Below are 16323 nucleotides of genomic sequence, written 5' to 3' on the forward strand. Positions count from 1 at the left end.
GGGGAAAGTGGGGCGAGGAAAGTGGGGCGAGGGAGAGAGGCGGGGGCGAAGTTGGGCGCGGGGGTGGGGGTGGGGCTCTAGGATCGGGTGGGTCTTAGGGGCGGGAGGGGGTGGTCGCGTGAAGAGGGTGCTGGTTTTTGCCGCGGTGAATCTCGTGGTGTTGGGGGCGTTGACCGCTCCCGTCGTGACCGGGCTGCCGATTCTCATTGCTCGGCTGGTGCCCGAGGGGGAGCGCACGGGGGTGCTGGCGTTCGTGACGGTGTGCGGGGCCATCGCCTCGGTGGTGGCCAATCCGGTGTTCGGGGCGGCGTCGGATCGGACGCCGGGACGGTTCGGGCGACGGCGGCCGTGGCTGCTCGGCGGCGTGGTGCTCGGGTTCGGCGCCACCGTGCTCGTGCTGAACGCCGGCAGCGTCGCCGCGCTCGCCGTCGGCTGGGTGCTCGCGCAGACCGCCTACAACGCATCGCTGGCCGCCGTGGCCGCACTGCTCGGCGACCAGGTGGAGGAGCGGCGGCGGGCGTCCGCATCCGGGATCTTCGGCGCCGCCGCGTTCCTCGGCACGCTGCCGCCGCTCGCGCTCGCCGCGCTCGTTCCCGACCGGCTCGACATCGTGATGCTCACCATGCCCACGGCGGCGCTCGCCGTGGGGGTCGTCGCGTGCCTCGTCATCCGGGACACCCCGCTCGCCCAGGTGCGGCGGACGAGCCTGACGGGTTCGGCGCGGCGCCTCGGCCTCCGCGGTCTCGAGCTCCGGCGGCACAGGCTGTTCGCGTGGGTGTGGCTGCAGCGGTTCCTGCTGCAGCTCGCGTTCTCGCTCGTGACCGCCTTCACCCTCTACTTCGTGGCGATCCGGTTCGTGCTGTCGCCCGAGGGAGCATCGCCCGTGGTGGCGGTCACGACGTTCATCGGCGCTGCCGGGATCGTGCTGTCGGCGCTCGTCACGGGCTTCGTCGCCTCCCGACGGGGCCGCTACGCGCCCTTCATCGTGGCCGCCTCGCTGGGGCTTGCCGCGGCCGCGGCCCTCCGGGCCCTGGCCCCGGATGTCCCGGTGCTGTGGGCGGGGGCCGCACTCGGCGGCATCGCACTCGGTGCGTTCTACGCGGTCGACCTCGCACTCGCCCTCCGGGCGATCCCGCCCGGGCGCACCGGCACGTTCCTCGGCGTCTTCAACATCGCCGAGACCGTCCCGCAGGCCATCGCGCCGGCCCTCGCCCTCGGCCTCCTCGCCCTGGCCGGGCCCGATCCGGTGACCGACGCCGCCGAGAACTACACGGCCCTCTACCTCGTGGCCGGCGGGGTGGCGCTGCTCGCGCTGCTGCCGCTGCCGTTCCTCCGGCCCATCCTCACCCGGGCGGCTCCGGCCGGCCCCGCGCCGCGAGTGCCGCGATAGCCTCCGACCGGCTGGTCACCCCGAGCTTGCGGTAGACCGAGCGCAGCTGCGTCTTGATCGTGTTGGGCGAGACCGACAGCATCGCCGCGAGCTCCGCCGTGTCGCGCGCCTCCGGCAGCGCCCGCGCGAGCGCCGCCTCGCGCGCGGTGAAGACGGGGCCGGCGGTCAGCGAGGCGACCGCGGCATGCCGCCGTGCTCGCCGGAGCAGCTCGTCGTCGCCCCGACCGGCCGCCGTCGCGATCCGGATCATGGCGTCGAGGGCCTCGGTGGGCACCAGCGCGAGCGCGAGGCCCTGACCGCGGTCGATGAGGAACGCGACCGCCTCGTGCACCACGGGCGCCGCCCGGTCGTGGTCGCCGAGCAGCGCGAGGGCGGCGGCCCGCAGCGTCGTCCGCTCACCCCGTGAGCGCGAGTCGGCGAGCTCCTGCACGCGGAGCAGGTGCCGCAGGGCGTCTTCGGGCAGCCCGCACGCGAGGTCGATCCGGGCCGCCGCGATGCCGTGCCTGGCCGCACCGCTCGAGTTCGGCGCCTTGCCGAGCGCCTTCTTCGCCCCTTCGGCGTCGCCGGCGGCGAGGAGGAGCAGCGACCGCGTCTCGGCGAGGCGGGCGAGCGAGCGGGCCGCCGCCGAGCTGCGCCGGCGCTGCCGCGTGATCTCGGCCTCGAGCCGGAGGAGCGCGCGGTCGGGCTCGCCGCGGAGGAGCCCCACCACCGCGTCGACGTGGGCGAGCAGCGGCCAGTGCTCGATCGTCGGCCGGTGCGGGTCGAGCGAGCGGATGCGCCGGTCGGCCTCGTCGGCGTCCCAGCGCTCCAGGGCGATCAGCGCCTCGGCCAGCTGGAGGAAGCTGCCCTGGTAGTTGGTGATCCAGCTCTCCGGCCAGTCGAGCCGCACGGCCTCCTCGGCCACCTGCGCGGCCTCGGTGAGGTCACCGGCCACGGCGAGCGTGCCGGCCGAGAGCGCCGTGCCCTGCAGGCCGCCCTTGAGGCCGCGGGAGGCGCCGATGGCCGTCGACCTGGCGAACGACTCGAGAGCCTCGTCGAACCGCCCGGCGTAGAACAGCGTGGTGCCGATCTGGTTGTGCAGGGTGGGCTCGGTGCGGCCGAGGTGGTCGCGATCCTGGGCGCTCATCTCGAGCAGCACGTCGCGGGCGTCGAGGGCCGCGCCGAGGGCGCTGTCGGCCCGGCCGCTCACCCGCAGGGCGGCGGTCTCGATGGCTCGGAGCAGCGCGCGGTCGGGCGGGCTCGAGCGCTGCCGCTGGGTGCGGGCGGCGTAGCCGGCGAGCGCGAAGTACTCCAGCGCCCGCAGCCGGTGGTCGCCCGAGCGGTTGTACTCGAGCGCGAGCAGCATGGTCACGAGGGGCTGCCGGCGGAGCTCGACGAGCGAGGTGCGGTGGAACAGGACGCGCAGCTGCGGGCCGTGGTTGCGGAGGATCTCGTTCCAGTGCTCCCGCACCACCCTGTTGACGAGCTGCCAGTCACCGATCGCGACGGCGCGGCGGAGCGCGGCATAGGGCCGCTGCCGGTCGAGCTCCCAGGTGGCGACGGCGCGCACGAGTGCGGTCAGATGGGCGGGCCTCGCGGCGCGGAGGCGGCGCTCGAAGGCCTCGCGCACGACCGGGGTGTAGACGAACTCGTGGCGGCCGGACGGCGACGCGGCGCTCCCGGTCCAGAGGCCGAGGCCGTCGGACTCGGCGCGGTCGAGCAGGGCGGCGACCTCCTCCGTGGTGAGGGGCGTGCTGCGTCCGGTGGGCCGGAGTCGGGCGACGGTCGCGATCTCGGCCGCGAGCCGCAGATCGAGCGAATCGGCGATCGAGGTGGCGGTCACGAACCCCATGAACTGCTCGTCCCAGGCCCCGCCCGTGAGCTCGACGCGCACGAAGGAGTCGAGGAGGGCCGCGATGTCGTCGTCGCTCGGCTCGGAGCCGCCCTGCCCGTTCGCCGCCATCAGCCGGGCGTAGAGGGGAAGGCCCCCGCTCTGCAGCACGCGTGCGACGGCCGGCGACCCCGGCTCGGCATCGAGGGCGGCGGCCGCCTCGGCCGCCGTGAGGGCGAGCTCGGCGGGCTCGATCACCGCCCGGTCGAGCTTCAGGGCCAGTGCCGTCTCGTCCGAGAGGCTGGAGCGCCGGGCGGTGGCGCGGATCTGGAGCCCGGGGAGGTCGAGGAGGGCGTCGAGGAGCCCCACCGAGCTCTCGTCGGCCAGCCGCTCGAGACCGTCGAGGGCGAGAGTGATGGTGCCGGTGCCCGCGCCGCCTCGCGCCCGCAGGCCGTGTCGCAGCAGCTGCCAGGGGTCGGCCCCGCCGGCGAGGGCATCCGAGGCGGATCGCAGGGTGCTGCCCGGCTCCAGGAGGCCCGCGGCGTCGAGCTCGGCCCCGATGAGCTGCACCAGGGCGGCGGCGCCCACCTGGTTCTCGCGGAACCGGATCCACACCCCGGTCGCCTCGGTCGTCGAGGCCCAGTGCGCCATCGCCACGGTCTTGCCGTACCCGGCGGGAGCGCGTGCCACGACGAGCGCCTGCGGTCCGTCGAACCGCGCGCTGAGGCGCGAACGCACCCGCACGCCCTCGGGAACGCGCGGAACTCCCGTGATCGCCATCCACCCCATCCGATCTCACCCGCACCCGGTCACCGGGACCGGATGGCCGCCGACATCATAGGCAGACGTCTCGGATCGGCCGCCCCCTTCGCGCGGCGTTCACCCCCTCATTCACCCCTTCGGCTCGTCCCCGCAAGGATTCCGTGAGGGTCTCGGCTGCGCGCGTTCGGATCCCGACAGGAGGCGGCACGGCGCGCCCGGGTGAGCGTAGACCTGGTCCGTGACCCTCACCAGCATCCTCCCCACCCTCCGCGCGACGATCCCCGATCCCCTCGTCATCGACCGCTGGCCCGAGTGGACCCACCCCACCACCACCGATGTCGTCGTGTCGGGCGTGTCACTCCTCCGCCTCGAGGAGGCGCGCCTGATCGGACGCATCTCGAGGCGCCGCAGCCGCGCGTTCCGGCTCGCGTCGGCGACGCTCTCGCTGCCGGAGGATCTCTCCGTCGGCGACCTGATCGCCGTCCCGTGCCGCGGGGCGGTGTGCTGCCGGACGGTGCGGACGCGCTCGTGAAACCCCGACCGCCCGGGCCGGCGTTATCGTGGCCTGCAGCGAATTCCCTTCCGCACCGGCATCCGGAGCGGCTCTCCTGATCCGGAACGAGGCTCCCATGGCCATCATCGACAACGCCATCTACGTCAACGGCCACCGCACCGAGAGCCCGCCCACCCTCGAGGAGACCTACGAGCTGCTCCGCGACCGCGACGGCATGGCCTGGATCGGGCTCTACCGGCCGAGCCCCGAGGAGCTCCGGTCGGTGGCCGACGAGTTCGGGCTGCATCCGCTCGCCGTCGAGGACGCGCTCAAGGGGCATCAGCGGGCGAAGCTGGAGCGGTACGGCGACACACTCTTCGTCGTCATCCGCCCGGCCCGCTACCTCGATGAGGCGGAGTCGGTCGAGTTCGGGGAGGTGCACGTCTTCGTCGGCCCTGGCTTCGTGGTGACGGTGCGGCACGCCGAGAACCCCGACCTGCGGGTGGTCCGCCAGCGCATGGAGGCCGATCCGGAACTCCTCGTACGGGGGCCCGAGGCGGTGCTGTACACGATCCTCGACGACGTGGTCGACGGCTACGAGCCGGTGCTGGCCGGGCTCGAGAACGACATCGACGAGATCGAGGACCAGCTCTTCGGCGACGGCGACCCGGCCGTCTCCCGGCGGATCTACGAGCTGCTCCGCGAGGTCATCAGCTTCCAGCGTGCCCTCGGTCCGCTGCCCGACATGCTCGAGCGCCTCCTCCGGGGCTCGGAGAAGTACCACGTGGACATCGAGCTGCAGCGCTCCCTGCGGGATGTCCTCGACCACGTGCTCCGGGCCGTGGATAAGGCCGACAGCTTCCGGTCGCTCCTCGAGAACGCGCTCACGGTGCACTCCACGCTCGAGACCCAGAAGCAGAACGAGGAGACCCGCCGGCTCACCGAGACCGGCCTCGCCCAGAACGAGGAGATCAAGAAGATCTCCTCCTGGGCGGCCATCCTCTTCGCGCCCACACTGATCGGCACGATCTACGGCATGAACTTCGACTTCATGCCCGAACTGCACTGGCCCCTCGGCTATCCGCTCGCGGTCGTCGGCATGGTCGCGATGGGCGCGATCCTCTACGCCGTCTTCAAGAGCAAGAAGTGGCTCTGAGCCCTGCTGCTACTGCAGCTGCCGGGCCGTGCTCTCGAGCTCCCGGAGGTAGCGGCCCGGGGTCATTCCGGCGACCGTGCGGAACTCGTTGATCAGATGGGCCTGATCGACGTAGCCGAGGTCGATCGCCGTCGCCGTGGCGTCGGCGCCGGGTGCGGACAGGCGGCGGATGACCTCCTGCAGCCGCACGCGGCGCGCCACCTCGTTCGGGCCGATCCCGATCGTGGTGCGGAGGGCTCGTTGCAGTGTCCGCTCGCTCGTCCCCAACTCCGCCGCGACCTCGCGGCCGGAGCGCACGCGAGGGGTGGCGGTGAGCGCGTCGACCGCGGCATTGGCGAGCCGCTGCATCGCGCTCGGTGGGCGCTCGCGCAGCAGCTCGAGCACGGCCTCGTCGGCCGCGGCCGCGCGGTCGCCGACGGAGGAGGCCGAGGCGATGCTGCTCAGAGCGCCGTGGGCGCGCTCATCGAGGGAGTGCGTGAGTGGCTGCTCGTGGGGGAGCGCAGCGGCGGCCAGGCCTGACAGCACCCCCAGCCCCGCCGGCCGGAGCCTGACGGCGAACACCGAGCCACGGCCCCGGATCGCCCGTGACCACGCCCCCGGCCGCACGGCCGTCACCATGAGCGGTGCCGAGACGTCGCCGTGCTCGATGCTCAGCGTGATGGCGGGGAAGTCCACGATCCGCTGCATCACGACCTCGCCGGGCGGCAGCTTCCAGCGCACGGCCCAGTAGGTGTCGACGACCTCCCGGACGGCCTCCGCGGGCTCCACCCACGTCGCCTCGAAGCGCACGAGGTGCGAGGGCGTGAATACTCCGGATCGCTCGTCGTCGCCGATCGGTCGGATGCGCCGGCTCATGGGATGCGCCGGCTCATGGGATGCGCTGGTTCATGGGTGTCGCAATTCTGCAAGACACCTCCGGCCCTTGTCGAGAGAATCGGATCATGACCACCAACTACATCGACACCTTCATCGCGGTCGCCCCGGACTGCCGGGCGGTGGCCGGGGAGGCGCCGCCCGCGACGGCGAAGCCCACCGTGGCGACGCTGCAGTTCGAGCTCATCGCCGAGCACCCCTACGAGCTGACCTCCGACGACGTCGTCTTCGCGGTGCACGCCACCCGCCACGAGATCCCGGATGCCGAGCTCGACGCCGAACGCGAGCGATTCTTCGCCAAGGGCCAGCCGTGCCTGCGCGCCTCCCCGCTCGGCAAGCGCTACGGCTGGGGCACCCACCACGACGAGGCGGGCCGCGTCGCCCTCTACGCCCTCGGCACGGCCGACTACGAGCGCCTCCGGAACGACCCCGCCCTCACCCAGAAGGCGGCCATGCGCTCCTCCCGCGCCTGATCCGCGTCCTGAACCCTGCCTAAAAGGGTGCCTTCCTGATAGCCTGTGAGCATGTCCAACCTCGCTATGCGCCCCGTCGGCCGCGACGTGCACCGCACCGCCGTCCGCGCGAGCGTCGCTGTCATCGTGTCGAGGTTGCAAGACATTCTCGGTCGGGACGTGGTGGCGATCATCGTCGGCAAACAGCCGCGCCAAGTGGCCCGGTGGGCGAGCGGAAACGCGTCGCCCACGGCTCGCGACCAGCAGCTGCTGCGCGACACCTTCCAGGTCGTCGAACTGCTGTCGGAGGTCGAGGGTCCTGAAGTGACCCGAATGTGGTTCATCGGAATGAACCCTCAGCTCGACGATCAGGCTCCGGCTGAAGCCATCGCTGCCGGCAACGTCCGGGATGCCATGGCGGCCGCACGTGCGTTCGTCAATGCCGGCTGAACTCGTGCTGGTCGATCCGCCGGCCGAGCTCTGGCGGGTGGAACGGGCCGAACCGGCTCTGCGGTTCTCCCAGCTCAGTCTCGTGGATGCGACGAACGATCGCGCGGGGAATCGCTTCGATGTCCCCGGTGCCGGAGTGCTCTACGGAGCAACCCATCCGGAGGGCGGATATGCCGAGACGCTCGCCGGGTTCCGGCCCAGGGCCGCACTCGTCCGTGCACTGTCGACCATGGAATCCGATCCCGGTCGGGTCCGGCCGGGGGAGATCGATCAGGAGTGGCTGATCTCCAGGCGGCTCCGGTCTTTTGCGACGGTCAGTGCGTTGCCGTTCGTCGACGTCGAGTCTCCGTTCACCCACACCCACCTGACAAGGGCGGCGGGCGATGTCCTGATGCAGGCGGGGATCGAGAACCTGGACGTGGCTCACATCCGCGGCCCGAGCCGCCGGCTGACTCGTTCCCTCGCCGCCTGGCTGTACTCGCGGACGGATGCACAGGGCAATCCGCTCTACGCCGGCATCCGCTACATGTCTCGCTTGGGTGAATTCGAGTGCTGGGCGATCTTCGACGGCACCGCGGTCGAACTCCGGACATCGAGTTCGCTCCACCCCTTCGACGATCGGTTGACATCTGTCCTGGAGCTGTTCGGGATGTCCATTCGGACGTAAGGGCGCCGCCAGGATGGCGGCTGAGCCTCAGCCTGTGAACTGGGCGAGCTGGAGGAGGTTGCCGCAGGTGTCGTCGAGCACGGCGACGATCACGGGGCCGAGGTCGGTCGGCGGCTGCGTGAAGGTCTCGCCGAGGGCGACGAGGCGGTCGTACTCAGCCTGTACGTCGTCGACTCCGATCACGCAGAAGGGGATGCCGTCGGCCACGAGGGCGTCGGTGAAGGGCGCGACCGCCGGATGCCCCTTCGGCTCGAGCGACAGCTGCGTGCCGTCGGGTCGCTCGGGGTCGACGACCGTGAGCCAGCGGTGCTCGCCCATCGGGAAGTCGGCGGCCACGCTGAACCCCAGTCGGGTCGTGTAGAAGTCGACGGCTCGCTGCTGGTCGTCGACGAAGATGCTCACGGTGTGGAGCTTCATGCTCTCGCCCCTCTCAGGGTGTGTATGTGACTCACGGTCTCACCGGCCAGCGCGCCGAGATCTGCGCCAGCGGTGTCGTGTCGATGGTGTGGAACTTGTAGCGGCCGCGGCGCTCGCTCCGCACGAGCCCGGCCTGCTCGAGCACCTCGAGGTGCTGCGACACGGCCTGGCGCGAGGGCGTCAGTCCGTGCTTCACGGCGAGCTTCGAGCACAGCTCGAACAGCGTCTGCTCATCCAGCTCCACCAGTTCGTCGAGCAGGATGCGCCGGGTCTCGTCGGCGAGAGCCTTGAAGACGTCGGCCACCAGGCCACCATAGGCAAGCATCCACTTGCCTGTCAAGGGTCGCCCGGACCGACCCGGCGCGAGGCCGGTCAGTGCACGAGCGCCTTCAGCACCACGAAGACCACGCCGAAGGACGCCGTGCCGACGGCACCCGCGATCCGGACGAGGAGGGAGCTGCCGCGGCGGAGGAAGGCCACGTAGCCCAAGAGAGCCAGGATCACCACTCCGGACCAGAGAGCGAGGTCGATCGCGAGTCCGTCCGGAACGATCCTCAGCGTGCCGATGAGGAGGAAGAGAGCGGGCACGGCGGCGGAGCTCAGCATGCCGAACGAGTGCCGGAGCGAGTGCCCGAATGCCGATCGCATCCCCATCGTGGCCGACGAGTCGTGGGCCCGATCGCCGAGGCGGGCCACTGTGCCGGCATAGACGTGGGAGCCCCAGAACACCAGCAGCGTCACCGCCACCGTGATCAGCACCTGCACCGACGCCTCGCCGTGCGCGGACGACACCGCGACCAGGCCGCTGACCAGGATGGTCCCGTACACGGCGGCCTCCGTGCCGAACCCGGGCCGGAGCGCCCGATGCACTCGGAGGATGCGCCGATCGGCGTCCGTGGGCGGAGAACTCACCGGAAGCGACCGCCGGCGTCAGGGGGTGACGATGTCGAAGGCGGGATCGCCCGAGACGAGCACACCGAGCAGCTGCTGGAGCACTCCCGCATCGCCGCCGATCTCGAACCCCGGTGACGCCGTATCGCCGCCGAGCACGCCGATCATGCGCTGCTTGGTGAGAGTGAGGGTCATCGGGGCGGCCGGGTCGGCGGGCTTCCGGATGGCGATGAGCACGCCGTTCCGCAGGGTCACGGCGTAGTTCGTGCCGAGGTCGGTGAAGGTCACGTCGAAGGCCAGATCGAGATCCCAGGCCCTCGGGCCGTCGACCGAGATCGCGATGGAGTCGAAGAGCTGCTCAGGGGTGAGCTGCGCCACGATCGAGGGCGCGGCGGTCACGGCCGGCGTCCCGAAGTTGCCCTCGCGGAGCTCGGTGGCGCCCGAGAGGAAGAAGTTCCGCCAGGTGCCGTTCTCCGCGCCGTAGCCGAGCTGCTCCAGGGTGTCGGCGTACAGCGCCGACACGGCGGCGCTGCCGGGGGCGGCGAAGATCGCGTGGTCGAGCAGGGTGGCGGCCCAGCGGAAGTCGCCGGCGTCGAAGGCCGCCTGCGCGATCTCGACGACGCGATCCACACCGCCCATCGCCTCCACGTAGCGCGACGCCTGCTCGGCGGGTGGATGCGGCCAGAGCCGGGCGGGGTTGCCGTCGAACCACCCCATGTAGCGCTGGTAGACGGCCTTCACGTTGTGACTGACCGAGCCGTAGTAGCCGTGCGTGCTCCACGCCTTCTCGAGGGCCGGGGGCAGCTCGATCAGCTCCGCGATCTCGGCCCCGGTGAAGCCCTGGTTGAGGTAGCGGAGCGTCTGGTCGTGGAGGTACGCGTAGAGGTCGCGCTGGTCGGAGAGGAAGGAGATGATCCGGTTCCGGCCCCAGGTGGGCCAGTGGTGGGAGGCGAACGCCACGTCGGTGCGCCCGCCGAAGGTCTCGATGGCCTCGGTGAGGTACCCCGACCAGACGTGCGGATCGCGGACGAGCGCACCGCGGAGCGTCAGCAGGTTGTGCTGGGTGTGGGTGGCGTTCTCGGCCATGCAGAGGGCGCGCCAGCGGGGGAAGTAGAAGTGCATCTCGGCCGGGGCCTCGGTGCCTGGCGCCATCTGGAACTCGATCTCGACGCCGTCGACGGTGCGGGTCTGACCGGTGGTCGAGATCTCGACCGTCGGCACGATGAAACCGATCTCACCGGTCGACGTGGTCTGTCCGAGGCCGGCGCCCACCTGGCCCTGCGGGCCGCGGGCGAGCGCCGCCCCGTACATGTAGCCGGCCCGGCGGCTCATCGCCGTTCCCGCGTAGACGTTCTCGGCCACCGCGTGCTCCACGAACCCCGCGGGCGCGATGATCTCGATGCGGCCGGCATCCGCATCCGCCTGCGACGCGACCCCGAACACGCCGCCGAAGTGGTCGATGTGGCTGTGGGTGTAGATCACCGCGACCACCGGCCGATCGCCGCGGTGCGCGCGGTACAGCGCGAGGGCTGCGGCGGCGGTCTCGGTGGAGATCAACGGGTCGATCACGATCACCCCCGTGTCGCCCTCCACGAAGGTGATGTTCGAGAGGTCGAGGCCCCGCACCTGGTACACGCCCTCGACGACCTCGTAGAGGCCCTGCCTTGCCACGAGCGCCGACTGCCGCCAGAGGCTCGGGTGGACGGTCGTGGGGGCGTCGCCGGTCAGGAACGAATAGCTGTCGTTGTCCCAGACCACCCTGCCGGCGTCGTTCGTGACGATTCCGGGGGAGAGCGCGGCGATGAACCCGCGGTCGGCATCGGCGACATCGTCGGTGTCGTCGAACGGAAGTCGTTGCAGCGCAGCGGCGTGCTGGGCTTCGATAGGCGCGGAGGCGGGCTGGTTCGTCATGTGCGGAACTCTCCTTCGAGTCGGCATCACCGAGGAGTGGTGACCTCCCCGTCACGCCGCCACCCTAGCCGGTGAGCCGCCCCGTGTCATCCGTCTGACGAGACCGGATGGGCGCTCCGCGGCTCCTAGGCCGCGGTCGGCCCGTAGTGGTCGAAGTCGATGAAGTCCGCGGCCTCGTGCAGGCCGTCAGCGGAATCGGTGAGGATGTCGATCCGCACGTGGGTGGCCGGCGTGATCAGCACCTCCGGTCCGGCGGCGGTGTCGCCGACGCTGACGAGGCGACCCCCTGCCCGCACGGCGGCCTCGATCTCGGCACGCACCCGGCTGACGGCTTCCGGATCGCGCAGGATGAACTGGTCGCGGTTGACGGTGACGACGATCGGCATGGGGGACCTCTTCATTTCGCTCCCCACAGCAGTGCCTCGTTCGCTCTCGAACTCGGTCTTCGTCGCACGGCCACGGGGTCGATCATCCCGGATCGAGCGACCCGGGAGCAGTCGGCGAGGTCTGGGCCGACACCTCGATGGTACGCCTCGTCGCTGTTCACGGGCTGAGCGCCCCCCGTGCTGGGGGTGCCGAGCGGCGAGGGGCTTCTGGGAGGATCGGGCTGCGGCCTCCGTGCGCCGCCTAGGGGGAGTCACATGAACGGTCCGTCCAGCCTGCGCGCCCGCAGCCGCGCGATCATCCGAGCGGTGGCGCTGGTGTCGTCCGGCGCCCTCCTCGCCGTGGCCGGAACGGTCGCCGCCGGTGCCGCCGCTCCATCGCCCGCGAGCGCTGCACCGGGGTCGGCGCCGGTCGCCGACGGCCTCTACCTCGGGTCGCCGTGGGTGGAGCCCGGCGGAACGGTGTCCGTGCACTTCGTGGGCGACTCCGGATGCGGACGTGTGCAGTCGGCCCAGTTCGTCGAGACGGCCACCGGCAGCGTGACCCCGCTCGCGATGGCGGGCTTCGGCGAGAACTACTGGGTGGTGCGCGACTACGCGTTCCGCGATCCGGGCTCCTGGAACCCGCTGCCGACCGGCAGCGCCGGCGCCGTCTCCGGCCAGGTGCGTCTCATCTGCACGGCGGAAGGCGCGGGTGACGGCGCCCCGACGAGCACCTTCGAGCTCCCCCTCGTCGTGTCGCCGACGCAGCCGGCGACGCCGTACCACAGCGCCACCGCCTGGAGCTGGTACCCGTCCGGCCCGGTCGCCGCCGGGGTCGACGTCACCGTCAACGCCTTGGGCTTCCGACCAGGCGAAGCGGTCACGCTGACGATCGTCGACCAGACCAGGCTCTCCGCCGGGTCGACCTTGGCCGATGCAGCAGCCACGCCCGTCGGTGCCACGGCCGACGGTGAAGGAGCCGTCACGGCCCACGTCGGCCTCCCGGCGGGCGCGGCCGCCGCCGACACGTTCGGTCTCCTCATCGCCGGAGCGTCGAGCCGATATCTCCTCGATGCCGGCACCGGCGAACCGTTCAACGGGGAGCCCTCGCTCTCGCTGACCTCCAACGGCCTGGCCGTGCCCGGCGGGACCGTTCCGATCCGAGGCGGCGGCTACGTCGCGGGAGAGACCGTGGCCGTGGCCCTCCACTCCGCGAGTGCGCGCGCCGCGAAGATCGCGACGCTCACGGCGGATGCGACAGGCCGCATCACGGGCAGCATCCTGATTCCGGCGGGCACGGCCCCCGGTTCCTACCGGCTCTGGGCCGGCGCCACGACGATCAGCTACCACCTCCTCAACACCCCCCTGACCGTCGGCACCACCGCGCGGATCTCGGCACCCGACCGCTACACGAACGCCGTCGCCATCGCGAAGGCCGCCTACCCCGGCACCGCGGACGTCGTCTACGTGGCCACAGGCATCAACTACCCGGACGCCCTGGGTGCGGGCGCCGCCGCGGCGAACGCGGGCGGCCCCCTGCTGCTCACCACGCCGGCCGACCTGCCCGCGCCCGTGCGCGAGGAGATCCTGCGCCTGAAGCCCTCGAAGATCGTCGTCGTGGGCGGGCCGAACTCGGTCTCCGAGGCGGTCTACGCGCAGCTCGGAACCCTCGCCCCGAGGATCGAGCGCCGCGGCGGTGCCGACCGGTACGAGGCGTCCCGCTCGATCGTGGCGGGGGAGTTCGAGCAGGCCAGCCACGCGTTCATCGCCACGGGCGCGACGTTCCCCGACGCACTCAGCGCCACGAGCGCCGCCGCGAGCCAGGATGCGCCCGTCATCCTCATCCCGGGTGCGAAGACCTCGGTCGACGCGCAGACCCTCGCCCTGCTCGACGGACTCGGCGTGCGCTCGATCACGATCACGGGCGGGCCGAACTCCGTCTCGCCCGCGATCGAGTCGCAGCTGCGCTCGAAGTACGGGGCATCCGCTGTCACCCGCCTCGGCGGCGCCGATCGCTACGAGGCCTCGGTCAACATCAACCGCGAGTACTTCGGCTCGGCCTCGGAGGCCTTCGTGGCCGTGGGCGTCAAGTTCCCCGACGCTCTCGCGGGCGGCGTGCTCGCCGCCACGAAGTCCGCGCCGCTCGTGGTGGTGCGGGGCGACTGCGTGCCGGTGGGCGCCCTGGGCGCGCTGTCGACGTGGGGCGTGCAGAAGGTCACGCTGCTCGGCGGAACGGCCTCGCTGACGCCGGAGGTGGGAGTGCTCCGCGTCTGCGCCTGATGCCTCATGCCTCACGCCTCGCGGCCTCGCGGTCACCTATCGTGAGGGGGGTGCCGGATGCGATCCGGGCGACGGATCGCAGGGGGCGGCATCCCCTCGGAGGGAGTGGTCGATGAACGAGGCGACGAGTGCGGCAGAGGGCCGAGGGAGCCGGTTCGGTGCCGACGCGGGGGAGCGGATCAGCGCCGGCTGCTACGGCGCCCTCGTCGCGGCGTCGACCCTGGTCGGGCTGACCGAGGCCTCCACGGGGAGCCTCATCCTGATCGTCGTCCTGACGAACCTGATCTACTTCGCCACGCACGTCTTCGCCTACACCATCGGATCCCCCGGGGAGGAGGGCGACGAGAAGGCGGGCTGGCCCACCGTGCGGCACCACCTGGCCGTCAGCGCCCCGATGGTGTCGGTGACCTTCCTGCCGGTCGCGCTCGTGGTGGTGCTCGAGCTCGTGGGGGTCGACCGTGAGCCGAGTGTGCTGGCGGGCGTCATCGTCGCGCTGGCCTACCTCGTGGTGGTGGCGACCGGCGGCGCGTTCGTGCGGGGGCTCCGGCCGCTCACCGTCGTGCTGGTGGGGGTGCTCACGCTCGTGGTGTCGGTCGCTCTCGTCGCCGCGAAGCTCAGCCTGCACTGACCCCGCGGCAGAAGTGCTCGAGGAGCCGGCGGCACCTCGGCGGATCGAGCGTCAGGCCGTGGCGGAGGCCCCACTGCAGGTACGACAGCGAGCGCACGACCACCCAGGCGCGGGCGCGATCCGGGGGCACCCGGGCGGCGTCGACGAAGATCTCGAAGGCCTCGCGCTGCAGTCGGACTGCGGTAGGATCGGGGTATGACCACGAAGCTGAGCGTCAGTCTCTCCGAGAGCGATGTCGCGTACATCGACGAGCTTGCGCGCGCCCGTTCGGGCAATCGGTCTGCGGCCATCCACGACCTGGTGCGCATCGCGCGGGAGCGCGCCGCCGTGAGCGACTACGCGATGGCGAACGACGAGTGGATCGCTTCGGGCGACGCTCGGCGCTGGGACGCGGCGGACGCGGCGGACGCGGCGGACTCCGACGGTCTCGGGGCGTGAGGCGCGGGCACGTCGTGGCCGTGAACCTCGACCCGGCCGCATCCGGCGAGGCGTCGAAGACACGGCCCTGTCTCGTCGTGAGCAACGACGGCGCCAATGAGGCAGCCGACCTGATGGGTCGCGGGACGATCACCATCGTGCCCCTGACGACGAACGTGACGAACGCACGCGGGGAGTTCCAGGTGCTCGTCGACGACGGCGAGGCGCTCGAGTCGATGGGTCTGTCGAGCACCTCGAAGGTGCAGGCGGAGCAGGTGCGCACGGTGTCGGTCGAGCGGGTCGCCGGCATCCGGGGCCTGGCGCCGGGGTGGGTGATGCAGCAGGTGGACCACGCGCTGCGCTTCCACCTGTCGCTCTGAGGCGCCCGGGCTACTTCTGGGTGAGGGTGACGTCGAGGCCGGCGTCGGCGCGGTGCTGCCAGGTGGCTGCGATGCCGGACCACTCCGCGGACTGGGGGCCGTCATCCGGCACCGTCGAGCTCATGGCCTCGAGCGCCTCGTCGGAGGCATCGACCTCCACGAGCACGCACACGAGGTCGGCGGCGTCGAGCCCCTCGACCGTGCTGTCGCCGGTGGTGTCGAGCGTCACCGAGCGGCCGTCTTCCGCCACCGAGGCGTAGGGGTTGCCCTCGAGGCCGCAGTAGGTGACCGCCGCCTCGAGCTTCGACGGGGCAGCGGCGCTGTTCGCCACGGCGATGACGATCGCCGCGATCACCGCGGCCACGATGAACGCCGCGACGATGCCGAGGGCGATCCAGGCCCGGCGGGTCGGGCGGAGCCTCGCCGGCGGGCGCTCCGGCTCATGCGGGCCGGCGGCGGGGAAGAGGGATCCGAGGGCGTCGGGCTGGGCGTCGTGGTCGCGTGGAGCAGTCATGGCTACCGTCAAGACTAGCCAGGCCACGCCAGGCAGGCCGCGCTTTCCAGGCGCCGTGCGGGCCGGGTCACCGCAGGAGGAGGACGAGCAGGCAGATCCCGCCGATCACCACGAGCCCCACGCCCAGGATGCGCGCCAGCAGCAGGTCGAACGCCGACACCTCACCCGGCTGCGGGCGCGTCAGCCTCGACCGCAGTCGCGCGAACGGTCGCGGGAACAGCAGCACCACGAGCCCCCACACCAGCAGCACCACCGCGAGCACGCCGAGAAGAGCGGGGTCGTACTCTCGTTGCGCCCACATGCGGCCACCTCTCCGTCGTGCCCGATCGTACCGGTGGGCGCGCTGCCGGGAACGCGATCCGGATCCGGGCCCGCTGCCGTTCGGACTACCGCGCCCGCAGGCCGCGCCGGCGCGTGAGCACGAACCCGGTCGTGACCGCGAGCAGTCCCACCAGCAGCCCGGCCGC

Annotated in this window: 20 protein-coding genes; 10 read left to right on the forward strand and 10 right to left on the reverse strand. The window is 71.9% G+C overall.

All coding sequences use genetic code 11. The features are described 5' to 3' along the window. Window positions 1-127: 127 nt before the first annotated feature. Complete coding sequence (locus Q0D57_RS16155) at window positions 128-1390, forward strand: MFS transporter (protein ID WP_291045934.1); 1263 nt, start codon at window positions 128-130, stop codon at window positions 1388-1390. Here the strand turns inward: Q0D57_RS16155 and Q0D57_RS16160 are convergent. Next, window positions 1344-3980, reverse strand: a complete 2637-nt coding sequence (locus Q0D57_RS16160; protein ID WP_291045936.1) for a LuxR C-terminal-related transcriptional regulator — start codon at window positions 3978-3980, stop codon at window positions 1344-1346. The genes Q0D57_RS16155 and Q0D57_RS16160 overlap by 47 nt on opposite strands. Window positions 3981-4200: 220 nt before the next feature. On the opposite strand from Q0D57_RS16160, the gene Q0D57_RS16165 reads away from it, so the two are divergent. Together Q0D57_RS16165 and Q0D57_RS16170 are read left to right on the forward strand one after the other, a co-directional pair. Further along, window positions 4201-4494, forward strand: a complete 294-nt coding sequence (locus Q0D57_RS16165) for a hypothetical protein (RefSeq protein WP_291045938.1) — start codon at window positions 4201-4203, stop codon at window positions 4492-4494. Window positions 4495-4591: 97 nt separating this feature from the next. Next, window positions 4592-5611: a magnesium and cobalt transport protein CorA gene (locus Q0D57_RS16170; protein ID WP_291045941.1), complete on the forward strand. Its 1020-nt coding sequence runs from the start codon at window positions 4592-4594 to the stop codon at window positions 5609-5611. Window positions 5612-5620: 9 nt separating this feature from the next. On the opposite strand, the gene Q0D57_RS16175 is transcribed toward Q0D57_RS16170, so the two are convergent. Then, window positions 5621-6466 carry a helix-turn-helix domain-containing protein gene (locus Q0D57_RS16175; protein ID WP_291045943.1) on the reverse strand — a complete coding sequence of 282 codons (846 nt, stop codon included), beginning with the start codon at window positions 6464-6466 and terminating at the stop codon, window positions 5621-5623. Between the two features lie 86 nt (window positions 6467-6552). Between Q0D57_RS16175 and Q0D57_RS16180 the strand changes: the two genes are divergently transcribed. From Q0D57_RS16180 to Q0D57_RS16190, 3 genes are read left to right on the forward strand one after another with little or no spacing between them, the layout of a single operon-like run. Then, entirely contained in the window at window positions 6553-6957 is a 405-nt protein-coding gene (locus tag Q0D57_RS16180) for a DUF6157 family protein (RefSeq protein ID WP_291045945.1), read from the forward strand. Window positions 6958-7008: 51 nt separating this feature from the next. Continuing rightward, a complete protein-coding gene (locus tag Q0D57_RS16185) occupies window positions 7009-7386 on the forward strand; it encodes a hypothetical protein (protein ID WP_291045947.1) in 378 nt (125 codons plus the stop codon). Beyond that, window positions 7376-8053, forward strand: a complete 678-nt coding sequence (locus tag Q0D57_RS16190) for an RES family NAD+ phosphorylase (RefSeq protein ID WP_291045949.1) — start codon at window positions 7376-7378, stop codon at window positions 8051-8053. Before Q0D57_RS16185 ends, Q0D57_RS16190 begins: the two co-directional genes overlap by 11 nt. A gap of 27 nt (window positions 8054-8080) precedes the next feature. Here the strand turns inward: Q0D57_RS16190 and Q0D57_RS16195 are convergent, their stop codons facing one another. The 5 genes from Q0D57_RS16195 to Q0D57_RS16215 all read right to left on the reverse strand — a co-directional run bounded on the left by Q0D57_RS16195 (window position 8081) and on the right by Q0D57_RS16215 (window position 11658). Beyond that, entirely contained in the window at window positions 8081-8470 is a 390-nt protein-coding gene (locus tag Q0D57_RS16195; RefSeq protein WP_291045951.1) for a VOC family protein, read from the reverse strand. 31 nt (window positions 8471-8501) lie between these two features. Continuing rightward, window positions 8502-8774 (reverse strand): metalloregulator ArsR/SmtB family transcription factor, encoded by a 273-nt coding sequence (locus Q0D57_RS16200; protein WP_291045954.1) that lies wholly within the window; start codon window positions 8772-8774, stop codon window positions 8502-8504. Between the two features lie 68 nt (window positions 8775-8842). After that, window positions 8843-9298, reverse strand: coding sequence for a hypothetical protein (locus Q0D57_RS16205; RefSeq protein ID WP_291045956.1), 456 nt, complete (start codon window positions 9296-9298; stop codon window positions 8843-8845). 102 nt (window positions 9299-9400) lie between these two features. Next, on the reverse strand, window positions 9401-11272 hold the full coding sequence (locus Q0D57_RS16210) for an alkyl sulfatase dimerization domain-containing protein (protein WP_291045958.1): 1872 nt from the start codon (window positions 11270-11272) through the stop codon (window positions 9401-9403). Between the two features lie 125 nt (window positions 11273-11397). Then, window positions 11398-11658, reverse strand: coding sequence for a hypothetical protein (locus Q0D57_RS16215; RefSeq protein ID WP_291045960.1), 261 nt, complete (start codon window positions 11656-11658; stop codon window positions 11398-11400). Window positions 11659-11913: 255 nt separating this feature from the next. Here Q0D57_RS16215 and Q0D57_RS16220 point away from each other — a divergent pair, with 255 nt between their 5' ends. Beyond that, the gene (locus tag Q0D57_RS16220; protein WP_291045962.1) at window positions 11914-13917 is read left to right on the forward strand and encodes a cell wall-binding repeat-containing protein; all 2004 of its coding nucleotides are present in this window, start codon (window positions 11914-11916) and stop codon (window positions 13915-13917) included. A gap of 112 nt (window positions 13918-14029) precedes the next feature. Continuing rightward, window positions 14030-14545 (forward strand): hypothetical protein, encoded by a 516-nt coding sequence (locus Q0D57_RS16225; protein WP_291045964.1) that lies wholly within the window; start codon window positions 14030-14032, stop codon window positions 14543-14545. Here the strand turns inward: Q0D57_RS16225 and Q0D57_RS16230 are convergent. Beyond that, window positions 14532-14675 (reverse strand): hypothetical protein, encoded by a 144-nt coding sequence (locus tag Q0D57_RS16230; protein ID WP_291045966.1) that lies wholly within the window; start codon window positions 14673-14675, stop codon window positions 14532-14534. The genes Q0D57_RS16225 and Q0D57_RS16230 overlap by 14 nt on opposite strands. 65 nt (window positions 14676-14740) lie before the next feature. On the opposite strand from Q0D57_RS16230, the gene Q0D57_RS16235 reads away from it, so the two are divergent. Together Q0D57_RS16235 and Q0D57_RS16240 are read left to right on the forward strand one after the other, a co-directional pair. Further along, the gene (locus Q0D57_RS16235; RefSeq protein WP_291045969.1) at window positions 14741-14983 is read left to right on the forward strand and encodes a ribbon-helix-helix protein, CopG family; all 243 of its coding nucleotides are present in this window, start codon (window positions 14741-14743) and stop codon (window positions 14981-14983) included. Beyond that, window positions 14980-15342: a type II toxin-antitoxin system PemK/MazF family toxin gene (locus Q0D57_RS16240; RefSeq protein WP_291045971.1), complete on the forward strand. Its 363-nt coding sequence runs from the start codon at window positions 14980-14982 to the stop codon at window positions 15340-15342. Before Q0D57_RS16235 ends, Q0D57_RS16240 begins: the two co-directional genes overlap by 4 nt. 10 nt (window positions 15343-15352) lie before the next feature. Here the strand turns inward: Q0D57_RS16240 and Q0D57_RS16245 are convergent, their stop codons facing one another. Further along, window positions 15353-15856 (reverse strand): hypothetical protein, encoded by a 504-nt coding sequence (locus tag Q0D57_RS16245; protein ID WP_291045972.1) that lies wholly within the window; start codon window positions 15854-15856, stop codon window positions 15353-15355. A 67-nt stretch (window positions 15857-15923) separates the two neighbouring features. Continuing rightward, window positions 15924-16157: a hypothetical protein gene (locus Q0D57_RS16250; protein ID WP_291045973.1), complete on the reverse strand. Its 234-nt coding sequence runs from the start codon at window positions 16155-16157 to the stop codon at window positions 15924-15926. Window positions 16158-16323 lie beyond the last annotated feature (166 nt).

This window comes from Herbiconiux sp. (assembly GCF_023264895.1).
Lineage (GTDB): Bacteria > Actinomycetota > Actinomycetes > Actinomycetales > Microbacteriaceae > Herbiconiux.

Excerpts from the sequence above, each read along its gene's own strand:
- Q0D57_RS16160 (WP_291045936.1), bottom strand. The coding sequence starts at position 3,980 with ATGGCGATCACGGGAGTTCCGCGCGTTCCCGAGGGCGTGCGGGTGCGT.
- Q0D57_RS16170 (WP_291045941.1), top strand. The coding sequence starts at position 4,592 with ATGGCCATCATCGACAACGCCATCTACGTCAACGGCCACCGCACCGAG.
- Q0D57_RS16175 (WP_291045943.1), bottom strand. The coding sequence starts at position 6,466 with ATGAGCCGGCGCATCCGACCGATCGGCGACGACGAGCGATCCGGAGTA.
- Q0D57_RS16180 (WP_291045945.1), top strand. The coding sequence starts at position 6,553 with ATGACCACCAACTACATCGACACCTTCATCGCGGTCGCCCCGGACTGC.
- Q0D57_RS16185 (WP_291045947.1), top strand. The coding sequence starts at position 7,009 with ATGTCCAACCTCGCTATGCGCCCCGTCGGCCGCGACGTGCACCGCACC.
- Q0D57_RS16190 (WP_291045949.1), top strand. The coding sequence starts at position 7,376 with ATGCCGGCTGAACTCGTGCTGGTCGATCCGCCGGCCGAGCTCTGGCGG.
- Q0D57_RS16195 (WP_291045951.1), bottom strand. The coding sequence starts at position 8,470 with ATGAAGCTCCACACCGTGAGCATCTTCGTCGACGACCAGCAGCGAGCC.
- Q0D57_RS16210 (WP_291045958.1), bottom strand. The coding sequence starts at position 11,272 with ATGACGAACCAGCCCGCCTCCGCGCCTATCGAAGCCCAGCACGCCGCT.
- Q0D57_RS16215 (WP_291045960.1), bottom strand. The coding sequence starts at position 11,658 with ATGCCGATCGTCGTCACCGTCAACCGCGACCAGTTCATCCTGCGCGAT.
- Q0D57_RS16220 (WP_291045962.1), top strand. The coding sequence starts at position 11,914 with ATGAACGGTCCGTCCAGCCTGCGCGCCCGCAGCCGCGCGATCATCCGA.
- Q0D57_RS16225 (WP_291045964.1), top strand. The coding sequence starts at position 14,030 with ATGAACGAGGCGACGAGTGCGGCAGAGGGCCGAGGGAGCCGGTTCGGT.
- Q0D57_RS16235 (WP_291045969.1), top strand. The coding sequence starts at position 14,741 with ATGACCACGAAGCTGAGCGTCAGTCTCTCCGAGAGCGATGTCGCGTAC.
- Q0D57_RS16245 (WP_291045972.1), bottom strand. The coding sequence starts at position 15,856 with ATGACTGCTCCACGCGACCACGACGCCCAGCCCGACGCCCTCGGATCC.
- Q0D57_RS16250 (WP_291045973.1), bottom strand. The coding sequence starts at position 16,157 with ATGTGGGCGCAACGAGAGTACGACCCCGCTCTTCTCGGCGTGCTCGCG.